Below are 14,867 nucleotides of genomic sequence, written 5' to 3' on the forward strand. Positions count from 1 at the left end.
GGCCATGCTGATCCGTGTGCGCGGCCACAACGATGGCATCAAGGAGTACCTGGAGAAGGGGCAGAAGCAGGATCGCGAGTTCAGTCGCGAAGAGATGGACGAGCGCGTCATTCTGGCTGGCGATTTGGACCTGACCGATGCGTTGATCCAGTCGATCGCCACCGACGCAGAGCGCTACGTGCACATCACGCTGGCCTTCAAGGAAGACGAGTTGTCGCGAGAGGTGCTGGCCAACATCACGCGAGACTTCGAGGCGTTCATGTTCTCTGCGTATCGGCCGGACGAATACAACTTCTATGCCGAAGCGCACGTTCCCCGGATCAAGAGTTACGCGGACCGCAAGACGGGGGATCTGGTCGAGCGCAAGGTGCACATCCACGTCGTTGTGCCGTCGCTCAATCGGCTGACGGGCCGGCGTCTGGACCCGTTCGGCAAGGTCGAACAACAGATCCGCTTCCTGGAAGCCTTCCAGGAGCACGTCAACGCCAAGTACGGCTTGGCCAGCCCGCGCGACAACCGGCGTGTGGCCTTCACCGATTCGTCGGAGATGATCAGCCGGTACAAGGGCGACGCGTTCAATGGAACGAACCGTGAGCTGCGCTCCGCGATTCTGGACGCTCTGCTGGCGCGGGACATCACGCGTTACGACGATTTCCGAACGCTCTTGTCCGAGTTTGGCGAGGTGCGCACGCGCAACGCTGGCCGTGGCAGCGAATACGAGAACGTGAAGCCGCCTGGCGCGGCCAAGGGCGTCAACCTCAAGGAATACGTGTTCTCGCGCGAGTTCGTGGAACTCAGTGCGGAAGGCAAACGCGCAGCCATGGAGGCGCGCGTGCACGCTGAGTACGTGGTTCCGGGCGAGTCGCGCGGCACGCCTGCTGTGTTCCGCGAGGTGCTGGCCGAGTGGCACGCGGTGCGCGCACGTGAGGTCAAGTACCTCAACAGCGGCAGTCCGTTCTACAAGATTTATCGAGAAGCGCCGGCGGACGAGCAGCGCAAGCTGCTGGCCGAGCGCGAGTTTCAGTTCTATCAACCCTATGGAGGTTTGGATGGCAAAGCAGTCGACAGGAGCGAGCACAGCGGATACAGCGACCGGGACGCCTGGCGTTGGTCCGAACGAGTACGTGGACTCGGATGGGGTGATTCACACCCAACCGCCGACCGCGAGCGGGGAGTCGAAGCGCAGCAGCCGACCGAACGTGACCGGGGAATCGGGCACGGGCGTGGTGGCGTTGACGTTGATGCAGATCGACCCATCGAGGCGCCCGAATCCGCCGACCGTGTGCGAGGTTTGCCCTTCGGGGCTGTGGATGGCCAACCCGCGCGAGGTCAAGTGCTACTGCCGTCTGATCCACTACTGGAGCTGGGAGACGGGCAAGCCAAACGACCTGACGAATTGCGACGGGCTGGCGATTTCCCTGGAGCAGGAACGGGAGAGAGACGAGGCGTAAATCTGTCGGCCGAGGATCTCGCGTGGCGGTTTGTGGCGGCGCAGATGTACGACGCCTATCAGGCAGGAGGGCCCGCGGAGCGGGCACGCTTGGGAGCCGCAAGCGCGGCGAAGCTCACGCAGTACCAGTTTGCGCCGCCGCCTGGTGCGGCGGGTACGCCGGCACCGTTTGGCCAACGCCCCGGGCCGCGCAGCCTGGCTGATATCAAGAGCTTCGATGCGATCGGCTCGATGCCATTTGAGCCGGCGCGGCCGAGTCCGCCCATCCGAATAAATGCAATTAACAGCCAGCCTGTTAAGGCTGACGCTCCCCCCCACCACTTTCAGCCGCCACCATCATGGCCACCAGCCGTCGGCGCCGGCGACATTGTGGTGTCGTTCAACACCCGAGCGCGTCCGTCGACGGGACGCGAGGCAGATAGTGTGCTCGACCAGCTGGCGCGGGATTTGTCGGAGCGGCGGGCCGCCGGCAGCGACATCGAGCGCACCGAGTTCCGAGAGATCAAGGTCAACCTGGATGCTCAGCGGCTGCTCGATACGCTCTCGCGCACGCATGGGCTGATCGTGGACAAGTATGCGGTCACCAAGGGCACCGACGGAGGCGACCGCATCCGCGCCGGCACGCGCAACTTGAACGTGTCGGACTTCCTCACGAAGGAGTTGAACCTGTCCTGGGCGGAGGCGGCGCAGCTGCTGCGCACGACCTATCGGGCGCAGACCGGTCGGGAGATTGACCTCCCCTCACCGCAGCGACCAGAGCCGACGCCGGCGCTGTGGCGAGACTTCATGCTGCAGCGTGGAGGATTGGGAAAGGCGGACCGCGCTGTGTGGACTGCGCAGTTGCAAAGCGAGCGCGAGCGGCGCGAAGCAATTCGTTCAACCTTCCGCGATGCGCGCCGTGCCATCCGCGAAGATCCAACGCTCACGAAGGCCCAGAAGATGGCGGCATTGTCGACGTCTCGGATGATGCGCGTGGAGCGGGAAACCGCGCTCAGCCGCACCATCACGACCGAGCGCGATAGGCTGCACGCGTCACGGCCGTCGCAGGAGGATCGTTACCTGGCGTACCTCGCTGCGCGTGGCCAACGTGGCGACCACGCGGCGCTGTTCGAGTTGCAGCGATTGCGCGCAAAAGAGCCGGCGGAAGATCCACAACGCCTCACGATCCGCCCTGCGCGCCAGGTGCAGCCGAACGCCATCGTGTACGACGGCCCGGTCATTACGCACCAGGTGCAGCGCAACGGCGACGTGGAGTATCAGCGCAACGGCACTGCGCTACTCGTTGACCAGGGCAAGTCAGTGCGGCTGTGGCAGAACGATCAGGACGCGATCGAAATCGGCTTGCGCCTGGCGCAGCAGAAATTCGGGCCGGTGCTGGAGCTGACCGGACCACTGGAGTTTCAGATGGAAGCGGCGCGGGTCGCGGCCGAAGCGCGACTGCATGTTGAGTTCGCCGACCCCGCAATTAACCGCATGTTCGTGGAGCGCAGGGACAATCTGCGGGAACTGGATGCGCAGCGGGCTCGCAGACCTGAGCCCGAAGCGGCCGCTCCGGGCAGATCGATCAACGGGCCCGCGTCCACTAGCGCCCCTCAGCCCTCTCCAAGCGAACCAGCGAAGCACGACATGTCGCGCCCTGAACCAGAGCCTGGAGGCGACATCGAGCGCTGACGTGGTGAGCGTCGGCCAAGTTCATTGGTCCTGTTCCTCGGTCACCAGCTCCTTCGCTGCGCTGGCCAGGTGCTCCCTGCCATCCCAAATCGCATAGATCTGCCCGACTTTGCAATCACCACGCTCATAGGCAAAGAAGGGAGTCGCGATCTCTCGTGGGGCGGCTCGCCACGAAGGTTCCTTTGCCGGTGACGGTTCGTGACGTTGATACGATCGATAGGGAACCGAATTGCGCGTAAAGCGCTTGTGGATGTCCTCTTCTACAGCATGCTGGTTCGACAGCAGGTGCATTCCGTTACTGTCGGGATAGGCCACGCACGCCAGGCCATTGGATCGCGCGATGTGGATTGCCGTATCGAAGAACGCATCGACAATGGAACCGACCGCATGCGTCGTCCCCATCTCGCCAATCGGATTTAGCGCGCGAATCACCAGGCTGGGTGTCGTCCGGTCGATGCTGGGTATCACTTCCACGTAGAGCAGCGCCATCCCCGCCAAACGCTTGGAGACCGGGTCAACCACGAGTAGATGTAGCTGACGCGCTTCGCACCACATTGCGGTGTTCGCCCGCGTGCAGAGACTGGCGGCTTCCTTTGCGAAAAATGCGGCGGGGGACTTCGAGATGATCGCAGTCAGCTCGGTGAAGCGCGAATCGCTGCCTTCATCCTTGAACTTGGCGCGTTCCCGCTTTACCCAGCGTACATAGACGGTCGCTACGCGCTCTTTTGTATGCAGAATCGCGCGCTTGAGCCAAGCCGTGTCTGACTCGTGCTCTTGCCGGACAACCCCAAGCCTGCCTGCAAGGAGCGCGCAATCGCTTTGATCAAAGCGCCCGACGAACCGATCAACCCCCGCGACCACAGCGTCGGGGAGTTGGGTGTCAACGTACTTGAGCAACGCATCGAGACGGTCGGCAGCCGATACGCTGTCGGGGTCAATTTTTAGCAGCGCATCGAACTCCCGGCGGCCCCACTGGTCGGCCACCGAGTCGCCGCGGGCCACTGCCATCAGCACACCGAGGTGCATCGAGAGCGAAGCGGGATCAGCCGCGTCACCCCTGGCGAGGCGCCGAGGTTTCAGGTTGAGGCAAGCATCCGACATCCTGCCAAAATTCGCAGGACGGAAGCGCTCGGCGCACTCTGCCGCGCGCACAAGCGAGAGCAGGTATTCACGGTTGATTGGCGCACCGACCATGCGCCACCTTGTATGGCGCCAGGTCATTCGAATGGGAGTGCGCACTGGCAGCACATTCGCATCGGCCTCCCGACCGCCGACAGCCTGCCAACGTGACTGCACCACATCCACCGTTGTGCGATACACCAGCGCTACGGCATCGGCTTCCAATGCGGTGAGTGTAGAAGCGGATGGGCCGCCGCCGGCGAGCAATTCGTCCATGATCGGGGTAAGTCGGTCAAGCGCTTCGTCCAGCGCTGCATCCGACGTCCACAAGGCTTGCAGAAGTGCCGGAAGAACAATGCCGCGCGCGCGGGCCAGCAGTTTCGGAAGCAACGGGACAAGCGCGGCCCGGTGTCGCAGGTTGGCTGCTTCCCGAGCAGCGTGATACGCCTGTCGTTCACCTTCTTCGCCCTGATACGGGAACCGGCCGACCTCCGCGTCAATGCGACGGGAAACGGCGTGGGCTATGCATGACTGATTACCACCGAGCTGGCTGAAACTTCGGCGCGCAAATGCGTCATCGACCAACACCTCGTCGACGGCATCATGGCAGCCCCAATATCGATAGCCATCAATGCCCATCGCATCGTGGTAATACCAGTGAAGAAGCGCCTTGACCGTTCGCAATCCTCGCTTCTCGACGAGGTAGCGCAACAGCGAAGGGCCCAGAGGCGCTAACTTCGACGCCTGATGCAGTGAATCGAGTCCAGACATCGGAATTGCGCTCACCAGGTATTGGTATGAAGCGATGTACCCGCCCGCTCGTGCCTGGTGCAGCCACTCTACGGCCAGTTGAACCGGAACGCCGCGGGCGCGATCGCCCGCCACCGTCAACCATGCATCGAGATCCGATGCACTGGACTCCCGAAAGAACGGCTGGAACGCAAGTATTTCCTCGGGCGTCCGATAGCCGTGCCGCTGTAGCAACATCAAGTATTCGCGCAAATCACCGCGAACCGTGAGGTAGCTCTTGCATTCCGCAAGCTGCTCCAGGTTCAGCGCATAAGGCGCGCCAGCCAGCAACTCCAACTCCGTAGTGGGGGCGGGCCGATTTTCGATTTTGCCGACCCCCAACAGCATTGTCTGGCAAGCAGCGATGGCCGAAGATCCTGCGCCCATGCCGACCAGCCGGCGCGTCAATTCCCATGAAGGATCGGTGTTAGCGTCGAGCGTTTCCTTGAAAAGTCCGCCGTCCACGCAGACATCGACCTGCGCGCATTCGAGCAGATATTTCCACCGTTCTGTGGGGGCCGTCCACAGGCGCTTCTGCACCTGTTCAAAGACGGCGGCGATGTTGCCGACACCAGCCGACTGCAGGAACTCCAGGTTGGCGCGCAACCGCTCCGGTTGGAGTGCCCACAATTGCTCGTAGAAAACCTCCGACATGCGAGCACGATCCACCCCGTGAGGGGCCAAAAGTCGGATCGAGGCGCGCAATGCACGCTCGCGCGCAGGATCAAGTTCGGTTGGCCTATAGCGGTCGCGCCCGAGAAAGGAAACCCAGGCGAAATCTTCCGGCTCGCGGACCACACCCTCTTCCACGTAGATCATCAGCAACCGGGCTTCACCGCGCGAAATAGACGTTCGGCAAACGTCCGCGATTCGGGCAATCTCGTTCAATCCGATCCGCGCCATCGCTTGCAGTGCGACGACGTCCATAATCCAGATCCGCTTCAGATCCGCAACCTCGCGTGCACCTTTCAAATGGCGCAACGCGAAATCGACCGATTCGCAGTAGTGAGTCCCCGGTAGCGTCCATTCCAGGAACTTCTCATAGATGTACTCCCGCCCTTCTGGCGTGCGAACCGAGCGCAGCAGCTTGCGTGCGCGTTCCAGGTTGAAGCGTTCTGGCAGAAAGAGTTGTCCAAGCTGCCTCAAGCGGCTATACGTGCCGGACAGCAGGGGCACCGTGGCGGGAATTCCCAATGCGCGCCGAACGTGAGGCTCCAATGACGGCGAAGTCTCCAATGCGTCGGATAGGTGATACGCCACATATTCGCGATACTTTCGAATCCTGGCCTTCTGAAGGCTCAAAGGATGAACGTCGTTCTCGGCGCCATATTCCGTTGCCCTTTTGGGGGAAGGCGACGACTCGCATTTCAACAGCATGAAGTTACGAAAGGCGGCGTACGAAGTAGCGTTCTGGGTCACTGGTCAGCCCTTTTTCATTTCGGCGCGAATCGCCGAATCCTTGTCGAGATATCGGGAAAAATTGGTGTCAGCTTCAGGTTCCTGGAGAAGCTAGACCTTTGCATGGTCGCCGCCGGCTGGTCATCGCCGGCAACGCACATCGCTGTCCTACGGTCACCGGGCTCGCTTGCGCAGGCGTTTGGTGATTTCGTCAAAAGCGGCAAGTTTGGCTTCGTCCGACGAACCGAACCCCGCCTGCCTCCAACTGACGGCTTCGTCCTGCATTGGAGCAACGGTATAGGACCAAGACCGCCCAGTGAATTCAACGATGACACGATGTCCATCGGCGTACAGCGTGGAACGGCCATCGGCCGTACGCTTCCAGGCCCGCACGAACCAGCGCATGCGCTTCATCGACCTGCCCTCTTCGAATGAGGCGGTCCGTTTCTTCTGTTCAACGATCGGGCTTTGCAACGTCGCCGCGCACCGCACGTCGACCCGGATAGCTTCCTTCACGTTCGGGTGCCCTAATAGATGATAGGCACCGTGTCGAACGGCATTGCAAGCTGCGCATAAGAACTGTTCGCCCTTGCGCCCTTCTACTGCGATACGCGTCCATCCGTGTGACGGAAGATCCTGCCTAACCCATCGCCCGTTCTTCCAAATCGCCGGAAGTCGCGTCTGTTCAGCGCTGTGAAGCTTCATGGTGCTCTACTTGCTCCGTAACCGCCGCCGGCGTCCAGATCTTCCATAAACGCCGTGACGGCGGCCATTTCCTCTTCCGTCGCCTGCATCCCTTGATACAGTCCGCCCATCTCGTTCACCATGTCTGGCGGCGGCATCCCCGAACTGGCCATGTCATTCAACGTCTTTCCGAGTTCCTCCGAACGCGAACGCATCTGCTTGAACTGGGATTCCAACGCTTTCATCCGCCGCTTAAGGGCAGTCGCATCGAGACTGGCGAGCTGGGGGTAGGCCGTGCGGTAGTCCATGTATTTGTCGCCATAGACGGTGCGCCAGCGCAGGAAGCCCCACATCTGCCAGAGTTCGCGGCCGCTGGTTTGCTGCGGCAATTGTTCGGTATAGGTCGGATCTTTGAGGGCCTCGTCCTCCGTTTGCCCTTTGGCCTCACGTTGCCTTTTTAGGCGATCGTGCAGCTCCAGCATCGAGCGCTCTTCTTGTGTCAGTGGAGGCGGCGGCGGCACGCCCACTTTGGCTGTCAGCGCATTGATCTTGACCGGCGGCGGATTCTTCAGCGCGGCATCTTTCGCGGCGACCTTGTCGAGCGCGTTCTGCTGCTTTCGATACCAGACGTCGTTGTCGTCACCCACCGGCTTGAACCAGGCCCGTGAGTCGTGCACATAGCGTGAGAAAAAATGATCGACCGCTTGTGGAACGTCGTTGTTATCCCACGCACTCTGTACGGCGCTCCAGCTGTCGAACTTGTTGCCCAGCGCCTGCTTTGCGCGTAGGAAAAGCGTCGCACCTTGCACTGCGCCAACGGCCGGAATATAGGCGATTGGGCCCCCTGGCGCCTCCGGCACGGCGTTCTGCAAGGCCGCTCGACCGCCCGTGCCGGCGACACCGGCAACCAGGGAGCCCAAACTGGTTACGCCAGCCTCTACCGTCCATTTCCCGCCCTCCATGATCCAGCCTATGTAGTGGCCCTTTGCCCAACTCGGCACCAGGTTCTGGTAGCTCGAATAGCGCTTGACCCACTTCAACTCCTCGGCCAGCTCGGCATCGGAGGTAAGCAGGTCAGTCTGGTCAGTCTTGGCGGCATGCTGCACGCTCGGCATGCTGGCCACCTTGCCGAGCCAGCGGTGGCGCCAACGCAGGAAGTAACCGTAGTGGTGATGAATCAGGTCCGGCGTGGATGCCGCAGTGGTCTCGACAGTCGCTGCGCGATAGGCGTTGAACGCCTTGATCAAGTCCGGATCGACCTTGAACTGGTCCTGCAATTCTCGCGGCGCGGCGGAGGGTTTCATCAACGGAACGCCGGAGATGACCGCCTCCCGATACATGTGCGACAGCGAAACCTGTGACAGCTTGGCGCTATCGTCCGGCGTCCAGTCGATACGACGGCCGCGCCCCTGCTCACCCGGCTCATAGCCACCGCCCAAGTCGGAATGCACGCCCGGGTAGACGAACTCCTCCACGTTGCTGCCAAAGGCGCTGTCCAATGGAAACGAGCCTCGGACCTCATGGCCAGACACCAGGTGCACGCAGCGCTTGACCAGGTCAGGACCGGGAATGCGCATCCAGCGCTTCTGGCCCCAGGCCCCGTGCCCGGACACCATGGTCTCGATCATGCTTTGCGCCATGCCGGCTGACACCACGGTATCGAACAGGCCCAGGAAATCGATCTGAACGGGGATGCCGCACAGGCTGAGTCTCTCGCCGTTGGCATCACAGGCATCGCGAAGCCAGTTGCAGAACACGCGCGCCTGCGCTGAGCCACGCGAAAAACCGAATACGTGCAAGCGGATGCGCTTGATGATGGGCTTGCGCTCTTTGGGCAGGTTGCCCAAAGCCTTGGCCAGCGCCGCCTTGCGCTCGTTGAGCACGCGACGCCTGCCCTTGGTGTTGACCTCGCGCCAGTTGGTGCGAGCGACCGAGGTGAGCGAGGCAAATGAACCCACGCCGGCGCGCAGATCGCGGTCGAATTCGCCCTTGGCGCGGTACTTACCCTTCAGCTCACGCTCGATGGTGGCACTGCTGCCGAGGTTCTGCATCTGAATCTCGGGCGCGTTGATATCGGCGCTCATCTGCTTGACGAGCTCGCGGTCCGTATATCGATCTGACAGTGGGTGGTCGTAGTAATGGTAATGCAGATGGTTATGCATCTGCAGCAAGCCCCAGTTGATGCGGCACTCGCCACCCCAACCAGCTGCCGCGCCGGCAACGGCATGAATGCCGATACCGAGATCACCGACTTCCTTGTAGAACGGCGTGCCAACTCCGGCCGCATAACTGGCAAATCGGTATTGCCTTAGTTCCGTTGCCCGCCGATCCACATCAAAGAGGTCGAACAGCCGAGCTACGTTGCTGTGCGCTTGCCGTGGGCGGTCATTGTCCCTGTTGTTGCGTGTACCGTCGAAAAAAAATCCGAAGTGCAACTCTTCCTCGCATGGGGCAGGAACCTTCAGGTTGGCATCTTTCCAAGACTGCTTGCGCGACTCCTCTTGTGGTGAGAGGTCGAATGGTTTGTTAGGGCAAGGCGGTGCAAAACGAACGGTGGTCATCGTAGAGCGACGTGATTGCGAGAAATCGGGAAGTACCCGGCAGATCTTGCTATTGCGCTTTTTGCTGTTCTTTCTGCTTCTGCAAAGCGCGGTATTCCTCTCGATACTCTGGGGCGTAGCATGTCTCCCGCTCCTGTGGGGCTTTCCGCTTCAGGCACGCATCTTTAGGATCTTCAGGGCTGTTTTCGTCGCCTTTGTATCCAGGCCCCCCCTTGGTCAGATAGAGCTTGACCTCGTGGTTCGGATAGAACGCCACATAGAAATATGCACTCCCTGTCGGCGGATACTTCTCAATGGGCACTTCCTTTGTGTAGAGCGCCGTCTTGTCTTTCTCATACAACTCGTCGTCGCTCCATTTGATCGTCACTTTGAAGTTCGGGTCCCAGTGTTTGGGCACGGAAGCGCTTCCGATCCATTTGGTTCCGCCAGCGTGCGGCACCATCCCGCCGGCCCATTCCCCATTGACGTAGACCGCCCCGATCGGAATGTCGGTGTAGTTGAGTACGCCGATGGCACCGCCCAGCGTTTCATCGTCCTCAACGGCAGCAGCCTTCGGCGCTTCCGCTTTGCTGCAAGCGGCAAGGCCTAGCAGCGCTCCTGCTATTACCACTGCACACAGTCGCTTCATCGTTTTTGCATTCATGCTGATCCAATCTCGGTAACACCGTTCAGACTCCGGCTTATGTGCCTTGCGCTTTCTGCTTCTGTAATGCGCGGTATTCCTCTCGATACTCTGGGGCGTAGCATGTCTCCCGTTCCTTCGGAGCCTTTCGCTTCAGGCACGCATTAGTCGGGTCTTCAAGGTGATATGGGTCGCGCTCCCAACCTGGGAGCCAATCGGTCAGGTACACCTTGACCTCATGATTTGGAAAGAACGCGACATAGAAGTAGGAGCCGCCCTTCGGCGGATATTTCTCGACGGGAACTTCCTTCGTGTAGAGCGCTGTCTTGTCCTTCTCATACAACTCGTCATCGCTCCATTTGACCGTCACCTTGAAGTTCGGGTCCCAATTTTTGGGCACGGATGCGCTGCCGATCCATTTGGTTCCGCCTGCGTTAGCGACCATTCCGCCGGCCCATTCCCCGTTTATGTAGACCGACCCGATAGGAATGTCGGTGTAGTTGAGCACGCCGATGGCACCACCCAGCATTTCATCTTCCTCAACGGCAGCAGCCTTCGGCGCTTCCGCTTTGCTGCTAGCGGCAAGGCCTAGCAGCGCTCCTGCCAGAACCACTGCGCACACTCGCTTCAGCGTCTTTGCCTTCATGCCAGTCCAACCTCAGTAGCCGCACCCTGAACCACAGACAGATAGTCTTGCAACGCTTCTGGCGGACGTTGCGGATTACCTAACAGTGCCAGAAGCTGCGGCTCATGCAAGCCATCACCGCCGGTAGCGAGCGCGTAGGCTGCGAGCTGGACGGTGTCCGGTGTCGATTCAAGCGAATACTTCTTGGCCAGGGCACAGGCTTGTGCGACCAAACGATAGATTTCCGCCTTGCTCGTATCAGGCATGCTGCCTGGCGCCTCCCTGGTCATGAAATCCAGGATGGCGTCGGGCATGGCGGCATCGACCATCCGATCGATGTCACTTTGCGGGAGCACCAGCTGCGCACTCGGGTAGGTAGACGGTTCGTCCTGTGTCTCGGAGAGCCATAGGGTCTCCAGATCTCCGGCCCGATCGATATAGCACCAGTGCAATAGGGGCGCGGTCAGTTGCGACCATGCCGCGGGGCTCACCGCGCCTGGCAGTGCAGGCAGGACCCGCGTATCCGCGAACCGCAGCAGGTAGCGTGAGCCATCCTCTTCCACCACTGGCTGCAGGCACGGCTGCCACAGACGCACCAGATGTTCGGCCGGTTGCCATGAAGCCACGAAGCTGAGCATCGGGCGACCCTGGCAGTGCCTGCCCACCTTATCGATCAAGCCGCGCAGGTCATTGCTGGCCCGGCGATCGAGCGGCAGTAGATAGGGTGAGGCGGGAAGCAGTTCGTGCAGGGCGCTTGTCGCTCCATAGAGCGGATAGGTTGGCACTGGTGCGACGAAGGGCTTGCGCCCATAGTCAAAGACCCCATCGACCAGGGCAAACCAGTGAGCGGCCGGCGCGGCGTCGATGGTCTGCACCAGGCCATCGAGCCAAATATTGGGGTCACGGGAATCAACAGCGAAGTACATGGCGACCTATGGGTGTTGGAGTCATACGCGGGCGACTGGAGAGCCGGACGCGGCGGCCTTGAGTAAGCATTCAAGACACACGCTTTGCGGAAATGTCGGCAGCGGATACGACTGGTTCACTGGCCCATCAAAGGTGCGCTGCGCAGCCTTGTAGGTAATGGGCCCTGAGCACTCGACCGTGATGTTGCCGCCCTCCAGCGTGATGGCCGCACCGGCCGCCGTCGCCAGGCGAATCCGCTTGGCCGCCGCAAAATCCACGTTCATGTTGGCCGACACCAGTTTCAGGTCGTCCTTGGCCATGAGCTTGAGCGTGTCGTGCTGGGCCTGGACGTCGATGTTGTCCGCGCCGGCGGTGAGCTGCAGGCCGAGGTTGTTGTCCCCCGCCTTGGACAAGCCCGCCGCCACGCCGATCGCTTGGCCAGCGTGCACGCGTGCCTGTTTACCCACGGCGATGTTGGTGTCGTGGCCGCTGCCCAGGGCGATGTTCTCGCCGTTGGCCAGCTGCAGGTCCTGACCGGCCACCATGACCAACCCGGCACGGCCGTTCGCATGCACCATCGCCTCGCCCTGGTGCGGCACTTTGCCCTGCGTGCTGGTGTTGCCGGCACTGGCGTCCTGTTTGGCTGCATCGAGCGCCTTGCCATCCACCATGCCGGCGGCTGCCTTCTCCTGCTTGGCCAACGGCGCATTGTCGTCTTTCGCTGTGGAGAGGGCAGCCGTCTGGTGCGTGACCGCCCCTTGCCCCAGCGTTTCAGTGAGTGCTTTGGCCTGTTTGATCAGCGCAATGCCGGCTGCGTTGTCCCCCGTCGGCACGGCCTTGCCGCTTGCCGCATCGCGGTACGTGGTCAGCAGCACACCGGCCTGGCCGCGCACGGCACCATGGCCATCAGTCCGCAGCTCGAAGCCTTGGCCGCGGAAGCTGCCGCGCCGGTTGTCCTGCTGGTGCACCAGGTGCCCCAGGTTGAGTTGCGTGTGCTGCTGCGTGGTGGCGAGCTGCGTGCGCAGCTGTCCGTCGCTGTCGTCAAAGACGAGCTGGTTATAGCCGGCCCCGCCGTGTTCGGCACTCTTGAAGCCGGTGTGGGCGGCGGCGTTACGATGGCCGTCTGCCTCGGTGCCCATACCGTGCCAGGCCGGGCTGTGGCCGCCCGCGAGGTTGCCTTGTGCGCTGCCGGCGCTGTCGCTACCTTGCTTGTAGAGGGCCGTCGCATCTCCTGCGCCGGCGGCGCCCTGCCCACCTGGTGTGGGTGCAATGCCGGCTTCACCCTGCCCGTTGTACATGGCGCCAATGACGACCGGCTGGTCAATATCGTCTTCCTGGAATTTGACCAACACTTCCTGGCCGATACGCGGCAGCCACTGCCAGCCCATGCCGGCGCCCGCCTGTCGCTGCGCCACTCGGACCCAGCGACTGCTGCGGTCGTCCGCCCGCTCGCCGAGCTGCCATGGGAAGCGCACGCGGATCTCGCCTGCAGGCGAGGCATGGTGTTCGCCGGCGCCACCCGCCTGCGTCTGACCATCTGGGCCAACAACGATGGCGCTGTGCACGCCCTGCGCGGTCGGTTCGGCGTACAGCCGGCCCGTGTCGGGATGGGTGACTGCAGGACGCCAGCGGCGGCGGGCGTCGCCCGCGCGAAACAGACCGGCATAGCCATGCGCACGTGCAGCCGCGAGCAGTTCACGCGTGGGCGTGCTGCGCTCGATGCGTACGTCGTCGGCCATGAAGCCGAACGCTCCGGGACCCGACTCGGGGGGCGAGGGTGGCGCATCGAACGCCAAGGCGGCATCGAGCCCGCCCAGGCGTGCGCCAATGGCGGCATGCGTGTCGGCGGTCAGGTTGTTGATACCGCAGTGCTCGACCAGGTCCATCAGCAGCGGATAGCCGCCCTCCGCGTCTTGCGGCAGGTGCGGGCAGTCCACGACTTGCATGCGCGTGCCGCTGCGCAGCGTGCGCACCGTGCCACGCCCAGACACCAGCAGCGCACGCGCCTCCAGGCTCTCCATGATCTGTTCGGCGATGCGTTGGGCATTCGCGGCGTCCGGCGCAAGCGAAGGGCTGATCGACAGGTATGCATCGGGGCTGCCGGCACTCGTAGCCGACCGTGCCGGCGCATGGGCCCGCACACTGTGCTTGCCCTCCGGGTCCCACGCGGCCACAGCAACGCCGCCTGCCGTTGTGCGGTTGTGGCACATCAGCTGTTGGATAGCGTCGCGCTCTTCCAGGCTGTGTGCGCGGTGGAAGCGGATACCCCCGTCTGCAGCAGACTCCGCGTCTTCGGCCAGCTGAGTGCTGTCGGCAAAGATCAGCAACGAATGCCCGTTGGGCGCCTGCTCGTCTTCAACAAAGGCGAAGCCAAGACCAGCCTCGGCCAGCAGGCGCGTGACGAAGTGGTAATCCGTCTCCCGAAACTGTGCGATGTGACTGCGCGTGCCGAACGCGGCCATGCGCGCTTCGGCGCCGGCGGCGTAGTGCCACGAGACATACGGTTCGTAGGGCGACAGCACCAGCTCGACGATGTCAGCCAACGGCCGGTTCTGAAACACCTGGCTGTGGCGCTGCTGAGTGGTCAGCCAGAACCAAGGCACCACGGTCAGGCGGTAGCGGGTGAGACTGCCATCGGCACCGAGCTTCTCGGCAAGGCGAACCAGCCCGGTGCGCTTGGTCAGCGTGCTGTTGGCCAGCGTTGTGGTCAGCGTCACGCGTTGACCGATCAGGGATTCCAGCGCGATCCGCGCATTGGCGCTCACCACAATGATGCGCCACTCGAACAACTCGGATAGGGCCTCGCGGCCTAGCCAGGCTTCCACCGCCAGGTCGGCCAGCACGCCCTCCCCCTCCAACGCATACAAGCGATTGGCTGGCGCAAACAGGTTCTGCAACAACGTCGTGGCGTCCATGGTCGGCCTCGCATGTTCAAAATGCCCGACGCGCAACGAAAATGCGGGCGCACCATTTTAGATGGGGCGCCCGCATTTTCAACAATTAATACCTTCAATAATGTTTGCGCAACATTAAGAAAGCGAA

8 protein-coding genes are annotated in these 14,867 nt (G+C 62.1%); 1 reads left to right on the top strand and 7 read right to left on the bottom strand.

Annotated features, from left to right (window positions below; all coding sequences use genetic code 11):
* Positions 1–4 precede the first annotated feature (4 nt).
* Positions 5–3,121 carry an LPD7 domain-containing protein gene (locus NKG59_RS25070; protein ID WP_253542792.1) on the top strand — a complete coding sequence of 1,039 codons (3,117 nt, stop codon included), beginning with the start codon at positions 5–7 and terminating at the stop codon, positions 3,119–3,121.
* 21 nt (positions 3,122–3,142) lie between these two features.
* On the opposite strand, the gene NKG59_RS25075 is transcribed toward NKG59_RS25070, so the two are convergent.
* From NKG59_RS25075 to NKG59_RS25105, 7 genes are all read right to left on the bottom strand, one after another.
* The gene (locus NKG59_RS25075; protein ID WP_253542794.1) at positions 3,143–6,448 is read right to left on the bottom strand and encodes a hypothetical protein; all 3,306 of its coding nucleotides are present in this window, start codon (positions 6,446–6,448) and stop codon (positions 3,143–3,145) included.
* 153 nt (positions 6,449–6,601) lie between these two features.
* A complete protein-coding gene (locus NKG59_RS25080; RefSeq protein ID WP_253542796.1) occupies positions 6,602–7,132 on the bottom strand; it encodes a hypothetical protein in 531 nt (176 codons plus the stop codon).
* Entirely contained in the window at positions 7,129–9,672 is a 2,544-nt protein-coding gene (locus tag NKG59_RS25085) for a T6SS phospholipase effector Tle1-like catalytic domain-containing protein (protein WP_253542798.1), read from the bottom strand. The genes NKG59_RS25080 and NKG59_RS25085 overlap by 4 nt, the downstream gene beginning before the upstream one ends.
* 49 nt (positions 9,673–9,721) lie before the next feature.
* Positions 9,722–10,315 carry a DUF3304 domain-containing protein gene (locus tag NKG59_RS25090; RefSeq protein WP_253542801.1) on the bottom strand — a complete coding sequence of 198 codons (594 nt, stop codon included), beginning with the start codon at positions 10,313–10,315 and terminating at the stop codon, positions 9,722–9,724.
* A gap of 37 nt (positions 10,316–10,352) precedes the next feature.
* On the bottom strand, positions 10,353–10,940 hold the full coding sequence (locus NKG59_RS25095; protein WP_253542803.1) for a DUF3304 domain-containing protein: 588 nt from the start codon (positions 10,938–10,940) through the stop codon (positions 10,353–10,355).
* The gene (locus tag NKG59_RS25100) at positions 10,937–11,845 is read right to left on the bottom strand and encodes a DUF4123 domain-containing protein (protein ID WP_253542805.1); all 909 of its coding nucleotides are present in this window, start codon (positions 11,843–11,845) and stop codon (positions 10,937–10,939) included. Before NKG59_RS25100 ends, NKG59_RS25095 begins: the two co-directional genes overlap by 4 nt.
* Before the next feature lie 21 nt (positions 11,846–11,866).
* Positions 11,867–14,740: a type VI secretion system Vgr family protein gene (locus tag NKG59_RS25105; RefSeq protein WP_253542807.1), complete on the bottom strand. Its 2,874-nt coding sequence runs from the start codon at positions 14,738–14,740 to the stop codon at positions 11,867–11,869.
* Positions 14,741–14,867 lie beyond the last annotated feature (127 nt).

The organism is Ralstonia chuxiongensis, from assembly GCF_024158925.1.
GTDB classification, from domain to species: Bacteria; Pseudomonadota; Gammaproteobacteria; order Burkholderiales; family Burkholderiaceae; genus Ralstonia; species Ralstonia chuxiongensis.

Bases quoted from the DNA above. Each gene is read 5' to 3' on its own strand.
- NKG59_RS25070 (WP_253542792.1), top strand. From the start codon at position 5: ATGCTGATCCGTGTGCGCGGCCACAACGATGGCATCAAGGAGTACCTG.
- NKG59_RS25090 (WP_253542801.1), bottom strand. From the start codon at position 10,315: ATGAATGCAAAAACGATGAAGCGACTGTGTGCAGTGGTAATAGCAGGA.
- NKG59_RS25105 (WP_253542807.1), bottom strand. From the start codon at position 14,740: ATGGACGCCACGACGTTGTTGCAGAACCTGTTTGCGCCAGCCAATCGC.
- NKG59_RS25080 (WP_253542796.1), bottom strand. From the start codon at position 7,132: ATGAAGCTTCACAGCGCTGAACAGACGCGACTTCCGGCGATTTGGAAG.
- NKG59_RS25095 (WP_253542803.1), bottom strand. From the start codon at position 10,940: ATGAAGGCAAAGACGCTGAAGCGAGTGTGCGCAGTGGTTCTGGCAGGA.
- NKG59_RS25085 (WP_253542798.1), bottom strand. From the start codon at position 9,672: ATGACCACCGTTCGTTTTGCACCGCCTTGCCCTAACAAACCATTCGAC.
- NKG59_RS25100 (WP_253542805.1), bottom strand. From the start codon at position 11,845: ATGTACTTCGCTGTTGATTCCCGTGACCCCAATATTTGGCTCGATGGC.